We start from the raw sequence: 25,333 nt of genomic DNA on the forward strand, positions 1-25,333 counted from the left end.
GCCTCAGCCTCCCACTTCCAGTTGGATCTTTGCGGCCGCCTGGCCGACGCGGGTGTGCGCCTCATCCTGAGCGTAGGCGGTAAATACCGCGGTTGCGTAATAGAAACCCTCGGGCAGCTCCTCGTCGAGCCTGATTTTCTGTATGTATTGGCCCGGCTTGATGCCCTTGGATTGGTAAACGGTTTCCCCGGTGTCGTCCAAAACGATTGACACCGTCATGTTGTAGCGGTTTCCCGGGACATTCTCGATGTTCGCGACGCCCTCGCCCTTTGCGTCCGGGAAGGTGATGTAGGAATTGATCGCGATGTTGAACATGCCTTCGTCCACCACCCGGTTGAGCTCGGCGATGACCTCCTCCTCGCTCTTTCCCGGCAGCGCGCCGGTCAGCGCGCTCACGTCAAAGAAGCTGTCCTGCCGGTGGCTGCTGCGCCACCAGAAAAATCCCGCAGCCGCTGCCGCGACCAGAACAACCGCGATTCCCGCGGCAAGCCATGCGCGTCCCCGCTTTTTCCGCGGGGCGCTTTCGGTCTCGTTCATTTCACATCACCTCCTCAGCTCACGCTCTCGGGCGAAATGCCCACCGTATAGGTCACCTGGGCGAGCTGCTTCCCGGTCGTGCTGTCCTCGCCCTTGGCGATGTAGCTCTCGATCGCGATCGGGTAGGAGACCCACGCCCCCTCGGACGCCGCGCCCGCGATCGCCCAGCCGGTGAAGTCCGCGCCCGCCATCCAGCTTCCGCCCGCGGAAGCGGTCGTGATCTGCTGGTCCGCCAGCCGCAGGGTCGCCTGCCCGTGGGACATCTGGTTCTTGTTGACGAGGTAGGTCCTGTCCGCGCCGTCCACGAAGGAGGAGGGGTCCATGAGCCGGAAGCCCGAAGCGGCCTCCGCCGAGAGCCCCGTCACCTTGATCGGGAAGTTGGAGCCGTTCTGGATGCCGTAGTTCGTCGGGACCGCCACCGAACCGTCCGCGCCGTAGCCGTAGGACTGGACGGTGAGCGGCAGGGTCGCGTTGATCGCCGCGGGCTGCATCAGGAATTTGACCTCGGCGGAGCTTTCGGCTTTTTTCGTCTCCGTGCCGCCGTCCAGCAGCGACAGGTTCATGCCCAGTGTGCCGGTGTGTCGCTCCGCGATCGCATTGGCGTTATATACCTCTATTTTGAAAGGATGTGCCTCATTGGCCGCCACGTCGACCGACATTTGTGTATCGCCCGGACTGACGCTCATGTATTGGGTACCGTCATGCCGCATAAACGCAATGTTCTTCATGGCGTCTTCGCTGCCCCAGGTGGTCCGATATATCTGGGGATTGACATAATTGGTGGTTCCCCAGTCGATAGTAAATCCATCGTCCGGGGTATACTGGTAGCTTCCCACCCCCAGCTTCATGGCCTTGTTATAACCACTGCGCACCGTGAAGGTCGCCGCGTCGTTGGGAACCATCGACGCCAACTCGACCGAAGTGGTCAGCGCGTCGTTTCCGGCGCTGTAGGCGAGCTCCCAGAGGGAGAGCACCGCCGGGTCGCTGAGCAGGGTTTCCGCGGAGTCGCCGGTCCCATACACCGCCTCGACCTGGTATTCGCCCGCGCCGTCGGCAAGCGTCGGCGTGAAGGAAACCGTCACGGTATTGGGGTCGCCGGCGGCGGGTAACGCCAGGATCGCACCGGCCACATAGGCGTTCTTCGTCTTATTGAAGATGCGGTAGCCCGTCGGGGTGTCGCCCGCCGTCGTGATTGTGAAGGACGCCGGGGTTCCCAGCTTCACGAAGGCGTCTTCGGGCTGGGCTGTGATCGAGCGCGGATAGCCGAGCTCAATGACCTTTTTGTCCGAGGCCCGAATGACGAACGCGAATGTGTGGTACTCGGCGTGCGCCAACGAGAATTTGCCAAGCTGGTCGGTCGCGTCGTTCGTCACGCTTGAATCAAAGACGACAATCGGGCGGCCGAGATAGCAGTCTCCCCCATCCAGGGCCACGGGGATGCTCGCGCCGGAGGGCAGGTTCGCCGTGACATTGATCTGTGTTTTGCCGCCCAGGAAAATCTCCTGGCCCTCCCCGAAGCTCAGGTCGGACGAGCCGTTCAACGTCAGGGAGCGGGTCGACGTGGAGGTCATACAGATTCCGCCACCGCCGCCTCCGCTGTTGCCCGAGAAGGACCCGCCGTTCATTTCGAAGCCGATAAGCGCGTAGATCCCCCCGCCGAGCGTCGCTGTGTTGTTCTCATAGGTGCAGCGGTTCAGCGTGGTCGTTTGGGAAAAGTTTTGCATATACACGCCGCCGCCGTTTCCCGAGGCTGTGTTGTTGGAGAAAACGGTATTGCTGATCTCGTGCTTGCCCGAGGACAGATACAGGCCCGCACCGTTCGGCGCGGTGTTTTCGGACAGCGTCGAGCCGGTCATCGCAAGCGTTCCACTGACATAGACTCCGCCGCCGTTATATGTGCCGTTCAGCCCCGCCTCACAGTTTGAAACCTCCGCGTTTGTAATGGTGCAGGTACCGCCGTTGACAAAGACGCCGCCGCCGTTGAGATCCGCCGTACACTTGGTTACGAGGCTTCCGGCGTTCATCACCACTGTTCCGGCGCCGTAGTTGTATACTCCTCCGCCTGCGCCGTCGGTGCTGTTATTTTGGAGTACCGCGCCCTCATTCATCATGAGGGTCCCGCCCGCTGAAATGTTGATGAGTTCATGTGCCTTAATCCCGGGTGCGATCACGGAAGTTTTGCCCGAAGTGATCGCGTAGCGGTGGCCGTCGATCGTGATGTTTTCGAGCGTCAGGGTGCCGCCGTCCACGATCGAGAAGAGTGACACGCCATTTTTCAGCGCCTCAAAACCTGTCGGCGGATTGGTGGGCTTGGAGTAGCGCCGGATGGTCACCGGAGCTCCCGCGTCATAGGTCGCGCCGCCGACATAGCAGTACCTGCCGCTGAGCTCGACAGACGAGTCGACCGTCACGGTATTGACGATATAGAGGGTGTTCGCGTTATTGGATTTCATCTTCTCATAGGCCTTGCCCAGCGTCTTGACCGCCTGCGCCGGGCTTACGCCCGTCCGCGTATCAAGGCCGTTGACCCCGTCGAGATAGACCGCGCCCTTGGCCGCGAGCACCAGGTTATTGCCGCTCGCGTTCAGGTAGAAGGCCGCCGTCACCGCCTCGCTGAGGGTGTATTTCGGCGTTTCCACCGCCGCCGTCGGCGTTGAGGAGTAGGCCACCACGGCACGGTTTTCCTTGGCGCTCGCGCTGTCGATGCCGATCGTCAGCGCGGTGTTCCCAATCGTATTGCCCGGCACGCTGATGACCTTGCCCGTGCCGTTCAGGTAGACCTCTCCCGCGATCGACGGGCCGCCGCTGAGATTGAGCGCCGAGCCGCTGTGGTGGATTGCCGCGCCCTGCGGCGCCTTCATGTTCGCGATCGTGCCGCCGGTCATCGTCAGAATTCCCGTGCCGCTCGTCGCCACCGCGCCGCCGTTTCCGGAGGCGTTGTTGTTATCCTTGAGCACCGCGCCGCTCTGGACGGACACGGTTCCGCCGCTGATCGAGATCAGCGGGGCCGCCGCCGTCACGGCCGGGGCCTGGACGGTCTCCTTGCCCTGCGTGACCGCGGCGCTGTGGCCGTCGACCGTGAGGCCCTCGGCGAGCGTCAGCGTACCGCCCGTGACGTTGATGAGGGTACCCGTATTGCTTCCCGTCGTGAAGGCGGCCGGTTTGGAGTACCGTTTGATCGTCACCGGGCCGCCCGCGTTATAGGTCGTGCTGCTCTCGGTGTAGCTCCGGCCGAGCGTGATCGTGCCGCTGACTGTAACCGGGTTCACCACGTAGATGGTTCCGCCGCCTGTGCCCGCCAGCTTCTGGTATGCCTCGCCCAACGTCTTGACCGCCTTGGAGGGTTCCGTACCGTCGCCGCTCGCGGCGCTGCGGGTTCCGTCGACGTAGATGCCGCCCTTCTCCTGGAGTTCGAAGACCTTGGTATCCGTACTTCTGCGGGCGAGCTTATAGAGCGGCGCGACGTCGTCCGAAAGGGTGTATTTCGCCAGCTCGGTATTGAGATTCAAGCTGGTGGGCGCGGTGGTGTAGGTCACGACCGCGCGCGCCGCCGCCGCGTCGTCCATGTCGAGGCTGAGCGCGGTCCCCGCGCTGCCGGCGACGCCGACGGTCTTGCCCGTGCCGAGATAGACCTCTCCCGAGACGGTCGCCGCAGATTTCACGTTGAAGGTCCCGTTTTGGTAAACCGCGCCGCCCTGCTTCGCGGCCGTATTGGCTATGGTGCCCGCGTTCAGGTTGAAGGCGCCGCTGTCGATGCGCACCGCGCCGCCGTTTCCGGAGGTGCTGTTGTTTTGCAGCGTCGTGCCGGCATTCATATTCACCGTGCCGCCGTTCAACCGGATGATCGAGCCCGTCGCCGTAAAGTCGATGTCCTGACTGTGGCGGCCTTCGATCGTGATCGTGCCGAGGTTCAGCGTTGCGCCGGTGGGCACGACGACCATATCCCCGTAATAGGGATCGAATTCGTCCTTGCCCGCGACCGAGAACCCGGAGTAACGGCGCAGGGACTTGCCGGTGGGCAGGGTCCAGCTCTCCGTGCCGCTGACGGTCACGGGGCCGGAGATGTAGATCGCCGTGCTGCCGGAAGTCAGGGCAGCCGAAGCGGCCGCAAAGTTATTGAACGCCTTGTCGGGCGTGCTGCCGTCCCCGGACGCCGTCTTGGTTCCATCGAGGAAGACAATGCTCTGCAGGACGATGTTCTTTCCATCCTCGCCGAGGATGGAACCGGATTTGGATGTGTAGAAATTCTTCAGATATGCCGTTACGCTTGAAAGTTCCGAACCGTCCGGCTTGACCACGACGCCCCCGGACTTAAACGAATCGGCCAGACTGACCTCATACTGCCGGGACGTCTGGGAGATCAGGCGTGAAACCTGAAGCGGATAAGAGGTTCCTGACAGATAGATGTCGCCCGAAATATCGGCTCCGCCGCCCTGTAGCTCGAAGCCCGGGCTTGCGACGTAGACCCCCGCGCCGTTTCCGCCGGAACTGACGGTATTGTCAGTAACAGCGCCGCGCACCGCGACGAACTCCGCATTGCTTCCGGTCAGATAAACGCCGCCGCCATATTGGGCAGTGTTTCCGGTAATCCGCGTGCCATTGAACTCTGCCTTCGTGTAGTCGTTCAGGCAGATTCCGCCGCCGCCATAGGCGGTCGTGGTGCCCTTCGCGGTATTGCCCGAGATGGTTCCACCGTTCAGCTGGATATTGCCGATGGCGCCGGAACTCCCCGCGGCCGCGTAGATGCCGCCGCCGCTGCGCGCCGCGTCGTTTCCGGAAATTGTTCCGCCGTTGAGCGTGATTCCCGCACCCTTTACAAGGGAAACGCCGCCGCCGCCCGAAGTCGCCGTGGTTCCATTCGCGTGGTTATTCGAAATGGTGCCGCCGGAGATGGTGAGGGACGCCGTTGCGTCGCCCACGCAGATGCCTCCGCCCGAAGCCGCGGTCTCGTTGCCGTAAATCTTGCCGCCGGTCATATCGAATTTCGCATTTTTGCCCAGGTAAATGCCGCCGCCGCCATTGCTGCTGGCGCTTCCGGTTGCGTTGTTGTTATAGATTTCAGCGGCGCCGCTTACCTTAAAAGAGTCGATCCCCGTGGAGGCGGACGTCTGAAGATAGACGCCTGCCCCCTGGGTAGCCCGGTTCCCGTAAATCTTCGTGCCGTCTCCCAGCGTGATTTTTAACGCGCTGGTGTCCTCGGAGGATGTCGTTGTGTTGTATGCCTGGATGCCGGGACCGTAGTTATAAGAAATCTGGCCGCCGGTGATTTCGACGGTGCCGCCGCTTGCGTAAACCCCGCCGGCGGGGTTCGCATCCGTGAAGCTGTCCCCGCCGACCTTCGCGTCACCGCTCATCTGAAAAGTCCCGCCGCTGACGGAAACGCCGCGTCCGCTCTTATTGGCCGAAATCTGGCCGCCGCTCATGTTGAAGGTCCCGCTGGAAACGATCACGCTGCCGTTCGTCGACGAATAAGCGGAATTGTTTGTGATTTTGGCCGAACCGCTCATATTGAACGTTGATTTATAACTAAGGGAAACCGCCGCATCAGAATAACCCGTACCCTTTGAATTCTGGATGACGCCGCCGCTCATCGTGAAGGTTCCGCTCCTGACCTGTACCCCTCCGGCATTTCCATCGAGGGTCCCGCTTGTCATGACACATTTGGCGGAATCGCCGTAAACCACAACACCAAATTCTTTGTTGTTGGAGATGGTGCCCCCGGAGATATTGAGGGTCCCTGTCCCATCTTCATATTGCTTGGGGACCCCCACGCCGCACCCATTGTTGTTGGTGACGACGGCGCCGCTGTTGAGGTTCATGGTCCCGCTCTTTATGTAAACAATGGAATCCGTCGAGCTGGTGAACGCGCTGGCATTTCCGTCGAGTGTAATATTTCCCAAAGTAAGGGTGCCGCCGGTCACCTTGAAGAAGGGCTGCGTATAGCCCTGCGCACGCTGCAGGACCGGCGTCCATGTCGCGCCGTCGTTATTCGTTACAGCGGTCGTCGACCAGGACTGCGATCCCGAGCTGATCTCCACCGGCGCCCGGCAGAAAAGAATTTTTGCGCCGGACTGCTTGGACTTCAGCAGTGTCAAGGCACGGCTCAGGGACTTGACCGCCGTGTCTACGCTTTCGCCGTCCGCGGTGTCGTCGCCGTCTCCCGCCAGATAGATGTTCAGCCCCCCGGCGACAATATTGGGAGATTCCCCGCGCAGCGTCAGGCTTTGCTTGCTGGCGGTGCTGAGCGGGAAGAGCGACAGGTAACTTGCCGCGTCGGCTGTTCCCGCCAGGCCCTGCACCACCGTCTTGCCGACAAATGTGTCGGGGAGGGCAAGGGTATATTTATTGGTACCGGTCAGAGCGCCTGTAAGGACGATCGGCCGCTCCGTATTCTGTAGCGAAACGCCCGACGAAACAGACGGACTTCCTGCCATCTTCAGGGTACCGCTGACCAGCAATCCGGCCGTGCCGGCGGTCGCCGTGTTGGTTCCAATGCTGGCCGAACCGCTCATGGCAAAGGTCCCGGCTGTTGTCGCGTCGCCGTAGACGTACACGCCGCCGACACTCGTGGCCTTGTTGCTGTAGATGCTGCCGCCCGACATGTTGAAGACCCCGGTTCCTTCCACACTGACGCCGCCGGTATCCCTCTTGTTTAATTCTTCTTCTGATGCCGTGTTGCTGTAGATGCTGCCGCCCGTCATGTTGATGGTGCCGCCGCTCTGGCGGATCGCACCAAAAAACAGGGCTGAATTGCCGGAAATGTTGCCGCCGGAGAGATTGCAGACGCCGCCGGAGACGTAGACCGTCTGCTGTCCGTTCGTACTACCGATTCCGATAATTGCCTTATTGTTGGTAATCGAAGCGCTTGACTGCAGCGTAAAAGTCCCGTCCTGCACCCAGAGAGCGCATCCACCAGAAGAGGACTCCTTATTAAGGATGTTGTTTGTCAGTTTGCTGCCGCTTGCCATGGTCAGGCTCCCGCCCGATACCACCACGGCAGGGCCGGTTTTCGTGTCGTGGTTTTGCAGCGTGACCCCGGTTCCCAAGGTCACCGACCCGCCGGACATCGTGAGCAGCCCCGTCTGGCTTCCGGTATTTTTTGCGGAGCCGTACAGGCCGTCAAACGTTACGTTTTGGAGCGTAATGCTCCCCGCCTGCCCTTCCACCAGGGGACCGATCTCCAAGTCATTCATCATCAGCCTCTGGAGCGTCGCGCCGCCGAAGTCGACCGTCCCTTCGTCGGTGAGGACCTTCACCGTGCTGCAGACGTAGACGATCTTGTCGTCGTCGCTGCCAAGGCCGGTTACCTTCTGCGCCGCCGCGCCCAACGTCCTTACCGCTGTGGCGGGGGTCAGGCCGTCCCGGCTGTCGTCGCCGGACGAGCCATCCACGTAGACGCCCGAGCCGACCAGAATCAGGTTGTTGCCCGACGGACCGATCGAATATTTTCCTTCCGCGTCCACAAAATTCGACGCGCAGTCTGCCACGCTGGAGAGGTCTCCCGCCGGTACGACGACAACACTTCCAGAGCCAAAGTATGGTACTCCACTGTAATTGCTGCCCGGCTGAAGGTTGTACACCTTCCCGGCGGCCGGCTTTGCCAGAAGGTTTACAACCGCGCCGTTATCGCCCAGATAAATTTTTCCGTTGATCACGGCTTTTGTCGGGTCAAATTGAAATCCCGTTCCCGCTACGTTCACCGCATTCCCTGACGTGGAAGTAATCGTACCGCCAATTGCCTTAAAAGTCGCGGTGGAGTACGATCCACTGACATAAACGCCGTTTGCACTGGTTGAGGAGGCTGTGGTGAGGGACCCTCCTTCCATCACAAACGCTGCGTTGGTCGTGATGTATACCCCCCATTTGCATCCGCTTATCGACGCGTTCCCGGACATGGTAAACGTGGTGCCCTCGCCGCTGACATATAGGCCATCCGTATACATGCCGCCGGCAATTTCGCCGCCGTCCATCGACAATGTGGAACCGGCCCCGCTCGCTTTGACAGCATAGCAGGATGAAGAGCCCCACTTGCGGAACGTGGTGCCTCCATGGATGGTCACGGAACCGCCTTCAACAAGAACGATGTTATTGCTCACAGACGCGCCGTCCAGAATGATGTCCTGAAGTGTCAGGCTTCCGGTACTCGATACGCTGATCATGTCTCCGGTCAGGGAATCGCGCGTTACGACCACGCCTTCCGGATAACCGGAGGACGTCGGGAAGGACCAGGTTGCAGCTGTAGTAACCGGGATCGGCTTGGTTCCGGTGATACGGATTTCCTTGAGCTGGGTGTCCCTAATCAGCTGGCTTGCCCTTGCGAAGGTCTTTACCGGACGGGAAGAAAGGTCTCCGTCGTTGCTGTCTGAGCCGTCCGCCGAGAGGTAGACGGCTTTATCCGCATAGTCCGCCAGCTTATATGCTTCGATGTATTTTGTGGTGCCCCGCGCGCGCAGGCCCCATCCGGTATTGTTATCGATCGAGATTTCAAAGCAGGTTGCCGCATCCGCGGCTGTGAGGGAGGAAGCGGTCACCTGGACCACATCAAAAGGATTCGTGCCGCTCACGTGCTCGTCGGAAACGCTGAGGCGATAGAGCGCACCGTCGTTTGGTTTCCCACTGAGCTGGAGCAGCTTGGTGGAACCTTTTTCGAAACGGATGGCGGCATCGTTGAGCATCTCCACGTCGGCGCCAAAGATGAGCTGGCCGCTGCTGGTAACGCGAATCATTTCGCCGGCACCGTCGAGTTTCAGGTTGGTAAATTGGACTACCTTATCCGGTCCGATGCCAAAGATTGGGTTCGTATGCCCGAAACGCTTGATCGTTGCATTTTTCCCATTGAACGAGAAGGACGACGCCTCACCCGTTCCAATTGTCCACTGTGCCATATTGTGGATGATACCGTTGTCCTGTATAAGCTCGATCGCTTTTGTGAGCGTCTGGACAGGCTTATCCTTGGAGCCGTCTCCGGTCGTATCGTTACCGCCGGGAACTTCCACCCCATCCACAGTGGTGCTGGATGCGTTGGGGTTCCAGTAAGCTTCCGCCAGCGTCCCCGTGATCGCAAGCGGTTCAGGCGCGTCCAGGGACATCGTGGTCAGCAGGTTTTCGCCGCGGAACGCCTTGACGGTGTACACCCCGTCCGCACTCGCGGGCACGGCGGTGCTCGCCTCCGTCACCTCCGACGGGGCGTTTTCTTCGTGGCCGTCTTCTTCGCCGCTCTTGACCGTCACATCCTCCACGGGCAGCTCCACCGCTTCCCCCTCCGCGGGCTCCGCGCTCCGCGACCGGGCCATTGCCCGCACCGCCGGCACGAACTCCACCGTGAACCGCTCCGTCCCCGGATAGGTCGACGCCATCGCCACCTCGTACTGTCCATTGCTTCCCGGCGCGATCTCCGCCGTCAGCTCTCCCAGCGAGGTCACTTCCACTTCCGTGTAGAAGGAGCGCTCCTCCAGCGGCCCCTCGCTGTCATAGATCCGGATAACATACGTCCCGTTCTTCGTCACCGTGAACTTCCGCTGGAACCGGAACGGCTCCCCTTCCCCGTTCACCGTCACCCTGCCCTCGCTCATCGTCTCGTCCGTGCTCGACGAATCAGAGCTCGCGGCCTCCGAACCGGAATCATCTGAGTTCACATCGGAACCCGCATTTTCAGAACCGGTATCCTCCGGGCCCGTCCCGGAAGAGGACGCGGCCTCGCTCTCCCCGCCCGGCGCGGGATTCTCCGAACTGCTCCCATCCGGGGCCGGGGCCTTCTCCTCCCCGGTGCTCGTATCCGCCGTCGGGTCCTCCGGCTTGCTCTCCTGTTTTGACTCCGCTGTGCTGCTCTCCGGTTTCGGCTCCGACACGCCGCTCTCCGGCAACGGCACGATCTCCTCCGCCGTGATCTCCGCCGACAGCACCCGCACCAGATTGATCCGCGCGCTTGCCGCAGCCTCTGCAAGTTCACTGATGGGATTCGACGAGTCCTCCGCCCCGCCGGGTTTGCCGTTCTCCTCCGGTTTTCCGCTCTCCGGCGTCTCCTCCGGTTTGCTCTCTTCGCTCGATGCACTCTCTTCCGGAGCGCTGCTCACTTCCGGAACGCTGCTCGCTTCCGAGCTTGCCGCTTCCGAGCTTGTGGATTCCTCCGGGACGCTCGAAGCTTCCGAACCGTTCTCCTCCGGGCCGGAAGCCTCGGACGAAGCCGCCTCCGGATCCCCCGTGACCTTCTCCGCGCCCTCCGTGGCGCCCTCGGCCTTTCCGCCGTCCTTCGCCTCGATATGTAAGTTCCGCGTGAAGGGGAAGGTCGACACCGCCGTGATCTCCACCGCGAGGCCGTCCTCCGTGAAGACCTCCTCCTGCGTCGCCGTCAGGCTGTATTCGTCCGTGCTCCCCTTGTCGTCCTCGTTGTGGCGGCGCTCCTCGGACGGGCTTTCGCCGCTTGCGGACCCGCTCTCAGGAGGCTGTTCCCCATCCGGTTTGCTCTCCTCCGCGGGCGCGGCTTCGCTCGCCGGCGCGCTCCCCTCTTCAGAAGCTCCCCCGACGATATCCTCCGCGTATGTAAAGACCGGGATCGTACTCATCAGCATCAGCACCGCCAAAAGCAGCGCCGTATGCTTTCTCCAACCCATTCTCTTTTCCCATCCCTGCGACTTCATTCCTGATTCCCTCCATGCCTTAACGATTCCATATTTTAAACAGACGTTTGATTCTCAGGTTCCAAATCCAGCGCGCTCTCCAAAAGGTAGCTGAGCTCCAGCACGCTTCGGAACTTCCGTTCCTCCTTCGCCTCCAGCCAGCGGACCGTTCCCTGCCAGCTGCTGTTCTGCCGTGCGTACACATGCACCGAAAAGGTCGCGCAACTGCCCCAGCCTTCCTGCATCACCCGTTCGTTCCATGGCTGTTCCAGCCGGGGGAGCAGGTCCTCTTTCATCTGATGGTAGCGCCTGATTCCATTCTTCCCAAAGGATCTGAGCGCGGTGTCCCGCTGGGGGAATGCCAAATGGTCCAGCAGGACGTCCAATTTCATGACCAGGTCGTGGAACCCGGTAAACGGAATCTTTTCCGCAAAACAACCGTTATGCAATTCACCCTGAACGATTCTCAGGGGAACGGCCTCCGTAAGGCCTCCGCCGCCCGAACGGCGGCGAACCACACACTCTGAAATCGTATTGACGTTAACGATCGTCACCGGGATGTTGCCGGAATACTGTCTGATCGCGGCTTTCATCCGCCCGCCCTCCGTTCGTTACCGCTTATAAGTCCCAAAGATGTCACAAAAGGTACACGATATGAAATAGGTGGAATTCCCAGTAAAATATTTTTAGTTCTGAATAATATTAGTATATATAGGAAAATACTGTTAAAAGTATAGCACACAAAGCTCCAGATTACAATAGAAATTGTTCATAAAATCTTAAAATTTCTTGACTAATTGGGTCACAAAAAGTGTACTTTTTGAGAATTTTTCCAACTGTCCCCAAGAAGAACAAAATGCCCAAATGCGCTTTGTAATTTATTTTTCATTTTCCAATTTAGAATCTTTAAAATTTGTGACCAAAAGGCCGCGCGAAAACCCAAAAAGTTTTTGCGCGGCCTTTTTTGCGGGATTCCGCCCTTGATTACGCACCCGTTTCCCTGAAATTCGTATAAAATCAAATGGGATTTAATCCCTGAAAAGGATATCCCCGAGGCCCGCAAAACCGTCCGCGGGCGGTATCCGCGGACCCGCCTCCAGTCACAGCGCCGCCGCGGGTCGCCGGGAACGAGTGAAAAAACGGGCGCAAAACCGAATCCGGAGAGCAAAATGGACAGCCGCAAAACAATTGGTCCCTTTTGGGGGTTTTTACTTTTTCCGGGGGAGCCCGAACGCGGTTAAAAGCGAATGGAATCCACCGAAATCCATTCGGCATTTTTGACCGGGCGGAGGCCAGAACGGCATCCCCCCTCCCTGAATAAAATGGAGAGAGAATATTGGGATTTTTCCCTGAAAAGGATGAACGCATATGACAACCGAACGTTCAAACGAATGTCGCCGTCCCCGCTGCGGCCGGCCCTCCTGCTGCTGCGGTCCCACGGGGCCAGCCGGTCCCGCGGGACCCATGGGGCCAGCCGGACCCACGGGACCACGGGGAAATACCGGACCCGCCGGGCCTGTGGGGCAGCCGGGCATGCAGGGACCCACGGGTCCGATGGGGCCCATGGGGCTTCCCGGCTTGACCGGGCCCACCGGGCCCACCGGGAACACGGGAGTGGCCGGCCCGCAGGGGAACACCGGGACGACCGGGCCGGCGGGGCCCACCGGCGCCACGGGGCCCGCAGGCCAGCCAGGGCTTCAAGGGCCCACGGGCCCGATGGGGCCCATGGGGCTTCCCGGCTTGACCGGGCCCACCGGGCCCACCGGGAACACGGGAGTGGCCGGCCCACAGGGGAACACCGGAGCGACCGGGCCGGCGGGACCCGCCGGCGCCACCGGACCAGCTGGTCCGCAGGGACCCGTCGGCGCGCAGGGGCCCATCGGCGCGCAGGGCGTCACGGGACCTGCGGGTACAACCGGACCGGCAGGTCCGCAGGGACCCACCGGAAACACGGGCGCGGCGGGGCCTGCGGGCGGTCCCGGCCCCACGGGGCCCACGGGCGCGGCAGGCGTTTCTGTGACAGGTCCAACCGGGCCTGCCGGCGTCACAGGAGCCACCGGCGCGACGGGCGCCACAGGCGGCACCGGTCCCACAGGCCCCACGGGCGCGGCAGGTGCCTCTGTGACAGGTCCAACCGGGCCAACCGGGCCTGCCGGCGTCACAGGAGCCACCGGCGCGACGGGCGCCACAGGCGGCACCGGTCCCACAGGCCCCACAGGCGCGGCAGGCGCTTCTGTGACAGGCCCGGCCGGACCCACCGGAGCCACGGGACCTACGGGAGAAGCAGGTCCCACAGGTGCGACAGGGCCGACAGGTGCGACGGGACCGACCGGGCCGGTCATCGGCGCGGCGGCTTCCCTTTCGAGTCACGACGCACAGACCTTCAACGGGCCCAACTACGGTCTGGTCACCTTCGACCAGACGGGCAGCCTGCACAATTTTTCCCTTTCCAACAACCGCCAGAATCTCATTGCCGGGATCGCGGGGCTCTATCTGATCGAATACGGCGTACGCGCGACGACGGGTACGCCGGGGTACTGCACCGTCTCCTTTACGCCCGGCGGGTACGACGTGGCCGGGCGGGTCCCGCTCACGGCGAACACGATGGTGGGCGGCTCGATCATCAGCCGGCTGGGCGCGCAGACATGGGTGGGCCTGCACGTCGCAGCCACCGACAACAACACCCCCGTATCCCTCCCCGCTACGCCCGATTACCGCAACGCCTACCTGACGATCACGCGCATCGGCCCCTACCCCGACGCCTGACCGCCGCAACCGTCGCAACCGGGGCCGCGGGAACCCCGCGGCCCCGGTTCCCGGCAGCGGGAGCGGACCGGTATGGAGTGTTTTCACATTGCCAGCGCCCGCTATGCATGATAAAATGGAAACGGTGATTTTCAAGGAACGGGGAGGATGTCATGCAGCTGCAGGGAAAACGATTGCTTTTGGTGGGGTTCACCCTCTTTTCAATGTTCTTCGGGGCGGGGAATCTGATCTTCCCGCCCTTTCTCGGCGCGCAGGCCGGGACAAGCACCTGGCCCGCCATGGCCGGGTTCGCGCTCAGCGCCATCGGCTTCCCCATCCTCGGGGTGGTCGCCGTGGCGCGGTCGGGCGGGCTCTCCCGGCTGGCCGGGCGGGTGCATCCGCGCTTTGCAGCCGTCTATACGATGCTCATCTATCTTTCCATCGGGCCCTGCCTCGCCATTCCCCGCACCGCCAGCACCTCCTTTGAAATGGCCGTCTCCCCCTTCCTCCCGCCGGACGCACCGTTCGGGCTCCTTCAGTTCGGCTACTCCGCCCTCTTCTTCGGCGTGGCGCTCCTGCTCGCCCTCAAGCCGGAAAAGCTCACCGACCGGTTGGGCAAGGTCCTCTGTCCCACCCTGCTGCTGCTCATCCTCGTCATCTTTCTGGGCTGCGCCCTGCGGCCCCCGGGCGGGTACGGCGCGGTGACGGACGCGTACGCGTCCAACCCCGCGGTGCAGGGGTTTCTCGTCGGTTACCAGACGATGGACACGATCGCCGCGCTCAACTTCGGCATCGTCATCGCCCTCAACATCCGCGCAGGCGGCGTTAAGGACGACGGCGCCGTCGTGCGCGGCACCGTCCGTGCCGGCTGGCTCGCCGGCGCTGTCCTGCTGGCCGTCTACGCCATGCTCGCCCATATCGGCGCCCTTTCGGGGAGCGCGTTCCCCGGCAGCCAAAACGGCGCGGAGGCCCTCACCCGGCTCGTCTCCGCCCTCTTCGGACCCTTTGGGAGCGTGTTGCTCGCCGCCGTCTTCGTCATCGCCTGCCTCAACACCTGCATCGGCCTCATCAGCTGCTGCAGCGAGTACTTCCACGAGTTGTTCCCGCGCGTCTCCTATCGCTGGTGGGCACTCTTCTTTGCGCTCATGAGCATGGCGATCGCCAACCTCGGCCTCAACCAGATCCTCGCCGTCTCGGTTCCCGTGCTCGGCGCGATCTATCCGGTGGCGATCGTGCTCATCCTGCTCTCCTTTTTCCACCGCTGGATCGCTCCGCTCGGGAAGATCTATCCCGTCTCCATCCTCTTCACCGCGACCGCCAGCGTGCTCTACGCGCTCGCGGACGCCCATCTCGCCATCCCCGTCCTCACCCCCGCGATGAAGAGCATCCCCCTCGCGGGGCTTGGGCTCGGCTGGGTGCCGCCCGCCGCCGCGGGCATCCTGCTCGGGGCGCTGCTCTCGCTCGCACCGGGGAAAAAGGGCGGAAAAGGGGCCGCATGACGCGGTCCCCGTGCGGCCTGCGTGAAACGGAAAAGACCCCCGGGCGACTGAATACAGTCGCCCGGGGGCCTTTTTGGTGCCGGTAGCCGGGGTCGAACCGGCACGGTATCGCTACCAACGGATTTTGAGTCCGTCACGTCTGCCAATTCCATCATACCGGCGGATACGAGGATAGTATAGCAAATCCGCGCAGAAAAGGCAAGAGCGCATTGGCGTTTTTTCGCACGTAACAGCTGTATGTTACGTATGTACATCTTTCATATTTTGTTTTCTTGCCGCGGATTTTCTCTTGCCTTTGTGAAAAGCACATGTTATAATAGCTAAAAAGTATGCGGAACACACTGTGCAAGTTGCCGGTAGCGCCGTAATGATCAAGGTTATCCGCGGGCTCGGGCTTTGGGGAAACGGTTTTGAGTTCTCGCCGGAATAACAAAAGGGACGGTTCTTGGAACCGTCCCCTTTTTTATCCGTTTTCTCACCGCGCCCGGGCGGCGCGCCCCTCCCCGAGCGGGGAAAAGCCGGAGGACGGCTGATTGATCAGCCGTCCTCCGCTTCTATTCCACAACGATCGCGGCCGCCCGGCGTTCGACCGCCTCGCCGATCACGGCCGCGCTTGGCAAAACGTCCTTCAAGCGGCGCAGCAGTTCGTCCGCTTGCGCTTTCGGCACCGCGAGCAGCAGGCCGCCCGACGTCTGCGGATCGGCAAGCAGGTCGCGCAGCACGCGCGGCACCCCCGCGCCGTAGGCGGCGCGCTCCCCGACATAGTCGCGGTTGGCGTAGGCCCCGGCGGGCAGGATGCCCATCTCGGCCAAATCCGCCGCGCCCTCCAGCAGGGGGAGCTCCCCGGAAAAGAGCCGGACTGTGACGCCCGAGCCCTCCGCCATCTCGAACGCGTGCCCAAGCAGGCCGAAGCCGGTCACGTCGGTGCAGGCGCTCACCGGGAAGTCCGCCGCGATCTCCGCCGCCGCGCGGTTGAGCGCGGACATCGACGCGATCGCCGGGGCGAACGCCTCGGGCGTGATGAGCTCCGCCTTCGCGGCGGTGTTGAGCACGCCCACCCCAAGGGGCTTGGTGAGAATCAGCAGGTCGCCCGGCCGCGCGCCGGCATTCGCGAGGATCCTGCGCGGATCGACGAAGCCGCTGACGCAGAGGCCGTATTTGGGCTCGTTGTCCTGGATCGTGTGCCCGCCCGCGAGCGCCGCGCCCGCCTCGCGCACCTTGTCCGCGCCGCCCGCCAGAATCGCCCGCACCGTCTCCTGCGGCAGGCAGGAGGGGTAACAGAGCAGGTTCATCGCGAGCTTCGGGACGGCGCCCATCGCGTAGATGTCCGAGAGGGCGTTGGCCGCCGCGATCTGCCCGAAGGCGTAGGGATCGTCCACCACCGGCGGGAAGAAATCGACCGTCTGCACAAGCGCGAGCTCGTCGCTGATGCGGTAGACACAGGCGTCGTCGCTGGTGTCGAAGCCGACCAGCAGGTTTTCATCGTGGAACTTTGGTAAGCCGCACAGAACCTGTGCGAGGACCCCCGGTCCGACTTTGGCCGCTCAACCGGCCGTGGAGGTCATTTGGGTGAGCCGTTTTTCCTGTTCCGCCACGATGCGAGCCTCCCTTCCGTGCGATTTCCCGTATCCCGCGCCCGGGGATGGTAAATCCTGCCGGGTTGTGCTATCATGGATCTATCGGGATTATCTATAGCATAGCCCACTTTGCCTAAAAAAACAAGCCTCAAAGGATGACTTTTGGGGCGGATTTTGGTATAATGGATGAAAAGTCGGACTTTTCCGAAGGGAGGCGGGCGGTTGGATTTTAAACAGCTCGAGGCGTTTTCCGCCGTGGTGAGCCTCGGCAGCTTCTCCCGCGCGGGGGAGCGGCTCTTCCTCACCCAGCCGACGATCAGCGCACACATCCGCTCCCTTGAGCGGGAGCTCGGGGTGCAGCTCGTCGTGCGCACCACCAAGGAGGTCTACCCCTCCGAGGAGGGCAAGCGGCTCTACGCCTACGCGCAGAAGCTGCTCCGCCTGCGGGACGACGCGATCGCCGCCGTCACCTCCTCCGCCCCGCCCGTCGGCGGGATCGTCACCGTCGCCGCGTCGAGCATCCCGGCCCAGTACGTCCTGCCCGGAGCGGCCGCCGCTTTCGGCCGCACCCATCCCGACGCGGCGGTGCGCAGTCTCCGCTGTGACAGCGCCGCCGTCGTCCGGCAGGTCGCGGAGGGGACCGCCGACCTCGGCATGACCGGCACCGCGATCCCCTCCCCGCGCTGCGTCTTCCACGACCTGTGCGGCGACGAGCTCGTCGTCGTCACCCCCAACACTGAACGCTACCAGGCGCTGCCGCGGGAGGGCTTTCCCCGCTCGCTGCTGCTGCGGGAGAAGTTCATCCAGCGGGAGGCCGGGTCAGGAACCCGCCGCGAGTTCGAGCGGTTCCTCGAGGAGATCGGGGTCTCGCCCGAACGGCTGAAGGTCGCCGCCGAGATGGACGACCCCGAGGCGATCAAGCGCGCCGTGTCCCAGGGTCTGGGGATCTCCATTCTCTCCCGACGCGCCGCCGCCGATTTTGAGCGGTTCGGGCTGCTGCTCGCCTTCCCGCTCGAGGGGGGCGCGCTCGGGCGGCGGCTCTACCTCGTTCAGCGCAGGGACGGCCGCCTCTCCCCCGCCGCGCGCGCGCTGGCGGAATTTCTGCTCGGGCAGTTCCGGGACGCCGAAGGAGGGAAACCGTATGGAGCTCTCTGAACGGCTGGGGCTCTGCCCCGGGCGGGAACGGATCGTGTCCATCGTGGGCGCGGGGGGCAAGACCACCCTCATGTACGCGCTCGCCGGGGAATATGCGCGGCGGGGGCTGCGCGTGGGCGCGGGGACGACCACCCACATCCTGCGCCCCGCGGCAGACGGCCGCGTCGCGGTCGTCTGCGACGGCGATCCCGGCGCGCTGGAACGGGCGCTCGCGGGCGGGCGGATCGCCGTTGCCGGCACGCCGGCGCGGGGCGCCCCCGGGAAACTCGCCGCGCCCGCGCCCGAGACGCTCGCGTGGCTCGCGGCGCACACCGACGCGCTCTTCCTCGAGGCGGACGGCTCCCGGCGGCTGCCGGTGAAGTTTCCGAACTCCACCGAGCCGGTCATCCCGGAGGGGACCGGCCGGGTGATCGCCGTGGCGGGGCTGTCGGCGCTCGGCAGGCCGTTCGACGAGGTCTGCCACCGCGCCCCGCTCGCGCGGGAGGCACTCGGCATCCCGGAGGGGGCCTCCGTGACCCCCGGGATCATCGCCCGGCTGCTGCTCGCGGGCTACGGGAGGTTTTCCCCCACCGTGCTGCTCAACCAGGCGGACACCCCCGCCCTGCGGGAACAGGGGGAGCAAGCCGCCGCCCTGCTCCGTGCGGGCGGCATTGAAAAAGTACTCATTCTTTCGCTCAGACAGGAGGCGGAAATCACATGCTGATCTTCATCAAGGGCGCGGGCGACCTCGCCACCGGCGTGGCCTGGCGGCTGCACAACTGCGGCTTCCAGGTCGTCATGACCGACATCGCCCGGCCCACCGCCGTGCGCTGCACCGTCGCGTTTTCCCGCGCGGTCTATGAGGGCGCGGCCGAGATCGAAGGGGTGACGGCGCGGCTCGCGCGCGACCCCGCCGACGCGCTGCGGATCACCGGGGAGGGCGAAATCGCGGTGCTCGTCGACCCCGAGGCGGCCGCGATCGAAATGCTGCGGCCCCCCGTCGTCATCGACGCGGTGCTCGCCAAGCGCAACCTCGGCACCAGAATCACCGACGCGCCCGTTGTGATCGCGCTCGGCCCCGGTTTCACCGCCGGCGCGGACTGCCACGCGGTCGTCGAGACCAAGCGGGGGCACTATCTCGGCCGCGTGATCTACGCGGGAAGCGCGATCGCCAACACCGGCGTGCCCGGCGACATCGGCGGCTACACCTCCGAGCGGATCATCCGCGCGCCCGCCGACGGCCCCTTCGCCCCCGCGGCAAGGATCGGGCAGCTCGTGCGGGCGGGCGACGTCGTCGCGCGTGTGGAGGGGGAACCGGTGCGCGCCCTGATCGACGGGGTCGTGCGCGGCATGCTGCCCGAGGGGACCCCGGTGACGCGCGGGATGAAGTCGGGCGACATCGACCCGCGCGGCATCGTGGAATACTGTCACACCATTTCCGACAAGGCGCGCGCCATCGCGGGCGGCGCGCTGGAGGCGGTCCTGCACCTGAGGGGAGGGGTCCTGTGAACCGGGTATTTTTCCGCACGCTCGCCGACATCCTCGACGCGGGCGGCAGCGCCGACCTGCTGACCATCCTCGCGGGGGAACGGGAGGGACGCGCGCTCACCGCCCAGAAGGCGCTCGTGACGGCGGACGGCCTCGTCCCCTATGACGAGGGGCTGCGCGGGCTGTGGGAGGAGCTGACGGCCGCCCTGCCGGGCGGCGACCGGCCGCTCTCCGCCGAGGTCCTCGGCGTGCGCCTGCTCGCCGAGCGGTTGAGCGCGCGGCGTCAGCTCATCATCTGCGGCGGCGGGCACATCGCGAAGCCGCTGGCGGAGATCGGCTCCCTGCTCGACTTTGACGTGACGGTGATCGACGACCGGGAGGAGTTCGCCAACCGCGAGCGTTTCCCGCGCGCCGGCCAGGTGCTCTGCATGCCCTTCGCGCAGGCGATGGAGGCGGTCCCCTACACCGACGGCAGCTACTTCGTCATCATCACCCGGGGGCACGCGGACGACCGCCTCTGCCTCGAACGCATCCTCCCCCGCCGCTTCGCCTACTGCGGCATGATCGGCAGCCGTAAAAAGGTCGCCGTGGTCATGGAGCAGATGGAGCGGGAGGGGTATACCAGGGAACAGCTCGCGCGGGTCCATTCCCCGATCGGTCTGCGCATCGGGGCCGAAACCCCCGCCGAGATCGCCGTGTGCATCGCGGCCGAGATCATCCAGGTGGGCAGCGGGCTGTCGGCGGGCAGCGTCAGCCGCGAGGGACTCGAATGCCTCGCGCGGGGGGAACCGATGATGCTCGCCACCATCATCGAGAAGCGCGGCTCCGCGCCGCGCGGCACCGGCTCCAAGCTGCTGGCCGACGGAAAGGGCGCGCTCTACGGCACGATCGGCGGCGGCGCCGCCGAGGCGCGGGTGGTCGCCTCCGCGCCCGAGGTCCTCGCGTCGGGCGCGCCGCGCGTCGTCCTCTGCGACATGACCAACAACGACGCGCGCCAGGCGGGCATGGTGTGCGGCGGCACCGTCGAGGTGCTGCTCGACCCCATCCTCTGACCGCTTTCCATCGCCGGGACACAATAACAGCCGCAGCAGGGCCGCGCTCGGGGCGAAATGCCGCGAGGCCTGGCCCGAGGTGTGCTCCAGCTGCCCGCCGGACGGGCTGGGGGAGGACGCGTCCAGCCACCCCGTCTGCTGCGATCCCCTGCTGAAGGGCAACGTGGACGTCACCGCTTGAACGGAAAAACAATCAAAAAACAGCCGCCTCCGGGCGGCTGTTTTTCTTATTCCTGTTCGGTCTTTTCCGGTTCCTCAACCGGCTTCCAGTCCCTTAGCGCATTGAGCGTCGAAGATACCACACGCAGAAAAAGGGACTTCCGCCACGGCTCCATGGTGCTGCTGATCCCCCGCAGGTGGCGGAATTCATCGTACTGCTCGGGGAGGATGTCCACCTCGTCTATCCGGAAGAGCTCCGCCGGAGAAAGCCCCAGCGCCATGGCAATGCTGTCGAGCGATTCGATCGACGGGTTGGCGACCATCCGTTCGATCCTGCTGATGTAGGACGCGCTGGTATAAGCCTTCGACGCCAGTTCCTCCTGCGTCAGGCCGCGCTGCTGTCTGTAGAATTTGAGGTTCTTTGCTACGATTTCAATCGTTCTCAAAGCACTCCCTCCATACCTTTATCATAAGCAGGTATGAAATATTTTCCAATGACCTCATAATCCTAGCCGTATTATCCTGATTTTCCAATCGTTTTTTACCGTTTCGTGACGCCTTTTTTATTTTAATGTATAGTGCACTATATTTCAATAAACGGATCTGTGCAAATTTCAAAAATATTTTCGTCTAAAATGCCGATTCCCTGTTACGATCAGTAAACATTGTAATAATGTTCTATAATTGCTATAATATTGAAGGGGTCGGTCTCATGGCTTACAACGAAGCGAGCAAAAACGCCACGATGAAATACCAGCGGGAGAATCTGGAACAGATCCGCTTCTGGGCGCCCAAGGGTTATAAGGACAAAATCAAAGCTCATGCCGCGGGCCGCGGCATGAGCATGGCGGAGTATCTCAAAAAACTGATCGACGAGGATATGCATCATGAACCGTAAAGTCATCCAGGCCTTCTGGGTCGTCGCGATCCTGCTGCTCGCCGCCAGCTTCTTCGTTGCCGGCGTCCCCGGCTCGGTCCTGACGGTCGGCGCGATAGCCTTCGCCATCGCCGCGCTTGTCGTCACCCTCGCGGGCCGGAACAAATAGAGGCTTCATCAAACAAATCCCCGTGCGGACGAGGCGTCCGCACGGGGATTTTCATTTTGGCGGGGGCGTGTGAGAATCGAACTCACCCGGACGGCTCTGCGCCGCCCACACCGGTTTTGAAGACCGGGAGGCACACCGGCGCCCATCCGCCCCCATATCCGCGCGGCAAAACGCCGCGCGTTTTTTTGTCCGCGCAGGTAACCGGCCCGTCACTCCCGCAGGAGATGCGCGTCCCCCTCCCTGCGGGTGAAGCCGTCGGCGTCCATCCGCTCGAGCAGCGCCTGCGCGTACCGCCGGGAGGTTCCAAGCGCGTCGCGCAACCCGGAGAGCGTGACGCTTCCCCGCTCCCCGGCGACATTGCGGGCCGTTTCCCGGGCGCTCTCCCACGCCGCGCGGGTGAAGCAGAGTCCCGGCGCGGCCTCGACCAGTTCGCCCGCCTCGAGCAGCAGATCAAACACCCGCCCGGCGGGCACGGACGGCGGAAATTCCGCGAGCGCCGCCGCCCGGTCGGGCGGCGCGCAGGGCTCGCGCGCATAGAGAGCGAGCAGCTCCGCGGCGGTACGGCGATAGAGTTCCGTCCCCTCCGGCGCAAAGCCGGGCAGCGAGAGCGCGTCCCCCGCGCGGGAGACGGCGCCCTCCTCCGCGAACCACTCGGGCAGTCCGCCGGGAAACCGTTCCCGCAGCAGGTTAAGCGGCATCCCCCGGTCGAGGGGATGCGCCCCGTGATAATCCGCAAGGACGCCGAGCAGCTCCTCCCGCAGGCGGGCGAGTGTCCCGGGCGTCAGGGCGAGCCGGCCCGCGCACCGGATTTCCCCGTCCGCGAGCAGGCCCTCCCACGCGGTGGAAAATTCCGCGTCCGAGAGAAAAAAGAGCCGCTCCCGCGCCTGTTCCCGCGTCATCGGCTCTTCGGCGAGGTCGGAACGCAGGCGGCCGCGCGCGTCCGCCCCGTCGTAACATTGTAACCGTGCGAGCACGGCGCTGTCAAGCCGTCTGTGGCGGCGGGCGGGGATGTCGAGCACCACGCCGCCCCCCACCGTCTCAACGGGCGAATAGAACCGCACGACGAACCGGTCTCCCGGGCGGACCGCGACCGGCTGCTCGAGCAGCAGCTGGGCATAGCCGCTCTCGCCCGGCGCCAGGGCCTCCCGGTCGAGCAGACGCGCGCGGCAAAGGACGCAGGCGGTGCCGAGCGCGAGGTGCAGCCGCTGGTTGTGGGTGATCGCGCGGGCGGAGGCGGGGTGCGCGGCCAGCCGCACGTCGAGCAGCGCGTTTGCGCGCGCGGACGGTGCGGCCGCCAGCGCGTCGCCGCGCGCGAGCGAGCCGGGTTCCGCCCCGGCCAGGTTGACGGCGACGCGCTGGCCCGCAAAGGCGGCCGCGGCCTCGCGGCCGCAGCTTTGCAGGCCGCGCACCCGCACGCGGGCTCCGCCGGGGCTGACGGTCAGCAGGTCGCCGGGGCGCACCTGCCCGTCAAGCGCGGTCCCGGTCACGACGGCGCCGAAGCCGCGGACGGTAAACGCCCGGTCCACCGGCAGGAAAAAGGGACGGTCGATATTCCCGGGCGGGAGCTCCGCGGCTTCCTCCGCGAGCAGGGCGCGCAGCACGTCGAGGCCCTCCCCCGTTTGGGCGGAGGTCTCCACGACCGGCGCGCCCTCCAGAAAGCTGCCCCGCACAGCTTCGGCGATCTCCTCCCGCGCGAGCGCGCGGGTCTCCCCATCCGCGAGGTCGCATCTGGACAGCACGACCACGCCGCGCGGCACGCCGAGCAGCGACAAAATGACAAGGTGCTCCCGCGTCTGGGGCATGACCCCCTCGTCCGCGGCAACCACCAGCAGCGCGAGGTCGATCCCGCCCGCACCCGCGAGCATGTTCTTGACAAAATGCTCGTGGCCGGGCACGTCGACGATGTCGGCGTGGACCTCCCCCGGCAGTTCCATCCACGCAAAGCCGAGGTCGACCGTCAGGCCCCGGCGCTTCTCCTCCGCGAGCCGGTCGGCGTCGATGCCGGTGAGCGCGCGCACGAGCGCCGTCTTGCCGTGGTCGACGTGGCCCGCCGTGCCGATCACGATCCGCTTCACGGTCCGCACCCGGCCTTCACCGCCTCCGCCGCCGGTGCAAGCTCCTCCGGCAGCATCGTCGAAACGTCGAGCAGCAGCCTGCCCTCCGATATGCGCGCGACAACGGGGGCCGGCGCGGCGCGCAGCCGCGCGGCAAGCGCGTCCGCGCCGAAAGCGCGCGCCGTCACCGCGACCGCGGATCCCTTGAGGAGCTGTCCCGGCGCGCAGCCGCCCCCCACCGGGCGTTCTGTGGGGACGACCTCGCAGGCGCAGTCCGCGCCCAGCCGCGCGATCATTCCGCAGAGTTCCTCGGCGCGCGCCCGCAGGGTTTCGGGCGGGGCGCAGAGCATCCGGAGCGCCGGGATCTCCCGCTTCGCGCGGGCCGGGTCCGCGTAACTCTCCAGCGTCGCGGCCAGCGCCGCGAGGGAGAGCTTGTCGATGCGCAGGGCGCGCGCCAGCGGGTGGCGGCGCATCCGTTCGATCAGCGTGGCCCTCCCGACGAGGATGCCCGCCTGCGGGCCGCCGAGCAGCTTGTCCCCTGAGAAGCAGACGACATCCGCGCCCTCCCGCAGTGTCTGCGGGACGGTCGGCTCGCCGGGAAAGGGGTACTCCCCCGCCTCCAGCAGCGCACCGCTCCCCAAATCCACGACGAGCGGGATCTCCCGCCTCTTCGCGAGAGACGCGAGCTCCCCGACCGACGCCGACGCGGTGAACCCGACGACGCGGAAGTTGCTCGTATGCACCTTCAAAAGCGCGGCCACATCCCCTTCGGCGCAGGCCGCCTCATAGTCCCCGGGACCGGTGCGGTTGGTGGAGCCGACTTCCCTGAGCCGGGCGCCGCTCTGCTCCAAAATGTCGTGGATGCGAAAGCCGTCCCCGATCTCCACGAGCTCCCCGCGCGATACGGCGACCTCCCGCCCGCGCGCCAGCGCGGCCAGCGCGAGCAGCACCGCCGCCGCGTTGTTGTTGACGACGAGCGCGTCCCCGCACCCGCAGAAGTCCTTCAGCAGAGGCTCCACATGCGCGCCGCGGCTGCCCCGCTCCCCCGTTTCGAGGTCATATTCCAGGTCGCAGCAGCCCGCCGCGTCGCCCACCGCGCTGCGGGCCGCGTCCGAGAGGGGCGCGCGCCCCAGATTGGTGTGCAGCGCCACGCCCGTCGCGTTGACGAGGCGGCGCAGGCGCGGGAAACCCGCGCTGCGCAGCCGTTCGAGAACGACTGCGCACAGCAGGGACGGCGGCGGCACCGCGAGGCATTCGCCCCGCAGGACCGACGCGCGCACCGCGTCGAGCTCGGCGCGCACCGCGCCGAGCGCCGCCGCCCGCCCCTGCTGCTGCGCCGCCCGGGCGAGCCCGGGCTCCCGGAGCAGCTCGTCCACCTGCGGGATCGCCCGCAGCAGCGCCGTCCTGTCCTCCATACCGCGCCCTC

15 protein-coding genes and 2 tRNA genes are annotated in these 25,333 nt (G+C 64.6%); 8 read left to right on the forward strand and 9 right to left on the reverse strand.

The features are described from left to right. Positions 1-3: 3 nt before the first annotated feature. The 3 genes from C1A13_RS10515 to C1A13_RS15115 all read right to left on the reverse strand — a co-directional run bounded on the left by C1A13_RS10515 (position 4) and on the right by C1A13_RS15115 (position 11,746). Positions 4-537 (reverse strand): hypothetical protein, encoded by a 534-nt coding sequence (locus C1A13_RS10515; RefSeq protein ID WP_101551778.1) that lies wholly within the window; start codon positions 535-537, stop codon positions 4-6. 14 nt (positions 538-551) lie between these two features. Next, the gene (locus tag C1A13_RS10520) at positions 552-11,147 is read right to left on the reverse strand and encodes a hypothetical protein (RefSeq protein WP_146021716.1); all 10,596 of its coding nucleotides are present in this window, start codon (positions 11,145-11,147) and stop codon (positions 552-554) included. 62 nt (positions 11,148-11,209) lie between these two features. Continuing rightward, on the reverse strand, positions 11,210-11,746 hold the full coding sequence (locus C1A13_RS15115; RefSeq protein WP_242970859.1) for a hypothetical protein: 537 nt from the start codon (positions 11,744-11,746) through the stop codon (positions 11,210-11,212). A gap of 1,642 nt (positions 11,747-13,388) precedes the next feature. Here C1A13_RS15115 and C1A13_RS15265 point away from each other — a divergent pair. Beyond that, positions 13,389-13,919 carry a collagen-like protein gene (locus C1A13_RS15265; protein ID WP_242970905.1) on the forward strand — a complete coding sequence of 177 codons (531 nt, stop codon included), beginning with the start codon at positions 13,389-13,391 and terminating at the stop codon, positions 13,917-13,919. 152 nt (positions 13,920-14,071) lie between these two features. Next, a complete protein-coding gene (gene brnQ / locus C1A13_RS10535; protein WP_101551785.1) occupies positions 14,072-15,397 on the forward strand; it encodes a branched-chain amino acid transport system II carrier protein in 1,326 nt (441 codons plus the stop codon). A 74-nt stretch (positions 15,398-15,471) separates the two neighbouring features. Here the strand turns inward: brnQ and C1A13_RS10540 are convergent. Next, positions 15,472-15,558, reverse strand: a tRNA-Leu gene (locus C1A13_RS10540). Between the two features lie 393 nt (positions 15,559-15,951). Continuing rightward, positions 15,952-16,962, reverse strand: coding sequence for a selenide, water dikinase SelD (gene selD, locus C1A13_RS10545; RefSeq protein ID WP_101553255.1), 1,011 nt, complete (start codon positions 16,960-16,962; stop codon positions 15,952-15,954). Between the two features lie 234 nt (positions 16,963-17,196). Between selD and C1A13_RS10550 the strand changes: the two genes are divergently transcribed. From C1A13_RS10550 to C1A13_RS10565, 4 genes are read left to right on the forward strand one after another with little or no spacing between them, the layout of a single operon-like run. Next, on the forward strand, positions 17,197-18,129 hold the full coding sequence (locus C1A13_RS10550) for a selenium metabolism-associated LysR family transcriptional regulator (protein ID WP_172439252.1): 933 nt from the start codon (positions 17,197-17,199) through the stop codon (positions 18,127-18,129). Beyond that, positions 18,116-18,832 carry a selenium cofactor biosynthesis protein YqeC gene (gene yqeC / locus C1A13_RS10555; RefSeq protein WP_101551788.1) on the forward strand — a complete coding sequence of 239 codons (717 nt, stop codon included), beginning with the start codon at positions 18,116-18,118 and terminating at the stop codon, positions 18,830-18,832. The genes C1A13_RS10550 and yqeC overlap by 14 nt, the downstream gene beginning before the upstream one ends. After that, complete coding sequence (gene yqeB, locus C1A13_RS10560; RefSeq protein ID WP_101551790.1) at positions 18,826-19,617, forward strand: selenium-dependent molybdenum cofactor biosynthesis protein YqeB; 792 nt, start codon at positions 18,826-18,828, stop codon at positions 19,615-19,617. Before yqeC ends, yqeB begins: the two co-directional genes overlap by 7 nt. Next, positions 19,614-20,648 (forward strand): XdhC family protein, encoded by a 1,035-nt coding sequence (locus C1A13_RS10565; RefSeq protein WP_101551792.1) that lies wholly within the window; start codon positions 19,614-19,616, stop codon positions 20,646-20,648. Before yqeB ends, C1A13_RS10565 begins: the two co-directional genes overlap by 4 nt. Positions 20,649-20,875: 227 nt before the next feature. Here the strand turns inward: C1A13_RS10565 and C1A13_RS10570 are convergent, their stop codons facing one another. Next, positions 20,876-21,253 (reverse strand): helix-turn-helix domain-containing protein, encoded by a 378-nt coding sequence (locus C1A13_RS10570; protein ID WP_101551794.1) that lies wholly within the window; start codon positions 21,251-21,253, stop codon positions 20,876-20,878. Positions 21,254-21,519: 266 nt separating this feature from the next. Between C1A13_RS10570 and C1A13_RS10575 the strand changes: the two genes are divergently transcribed. Next, complete coding sequence (locus C1A13_RS10575; protein ID WP_101551796.1) at positions 21,520-21,705, forward strand: hypothetical protein; 186 nt, start codon at positions 21,520-21,522, stop codon at positions 21,703-21,705. Next, positions 21,695-21,853 carry a hypothetical protein gene (locus C1A13_RS14910; protein ID WP_172439253.1) on the forward strand — a complete coding sequence of 53 codons (159 nt, stop codon included), beginning with the start codon at positions 21,695-21,697 and terminating at the stop codon, positions 21,851-21,853. Before C1A13_RS10575 ends, C1A13_RS14910 begins: the two co-directional genes overlap by 11 nt. Before the next feature lie 57 nt (positions 21,854-21,910). Here C1A13_RS14910 and C1A13_RS10580 read toward each other — a convergent pair. The 3 genes from C1A13_RS10580 to selA all read right to left on the reverse strand — a co-directional run bounded on the left by C1A13_RS10580 (position 21,911) and on the right by selA (position 25,322). Beyond that, positions 21,911-22,007: transfer RNA gene (locus C1A13_RS10580), tRNA-Sec, on the reverse strand. 55 nt (positions 22,008-22,062) lie between these two features. Further along, positions 22,063-23,937 (reverse strand): selenocysteine-specific translation elongation factor, encoded by a 1,875-nt coding sequence (selB, locus tag C1A13_RS10585; protein ID WP_101551798.1) that lies wholly within the window; start codon positions 23,935-23,937, stop codon positions 22,063-22,065. Further along, entirely contained in the window at positions 23,925-25,322 is a 1,398-nt protein-coding gene (gene selA / locus C1A13_RS10590; RefSeq protein ID WP_101551801.1) for an L-seryl-tRNA(Sec) selenium transferase, read from the reverse strand. The genes selB and selA overlap by 13 nt, the downstream gene beginning before the upstream one ends. Between the last annotated feature and the right edge of the window lie 11 nt (positions 25,323-25,333).

It is taken from the genome of Anaerotruncus massiliensis (ex Togo et al. 2026) (assembly GCF_900199635.1).
Lineage (GTDB): Bacteria > Bacillota > Clostridia > Oscillospirales > Ruminococcaceae > Anaerotruncus > Anaerotruncus massiliensis.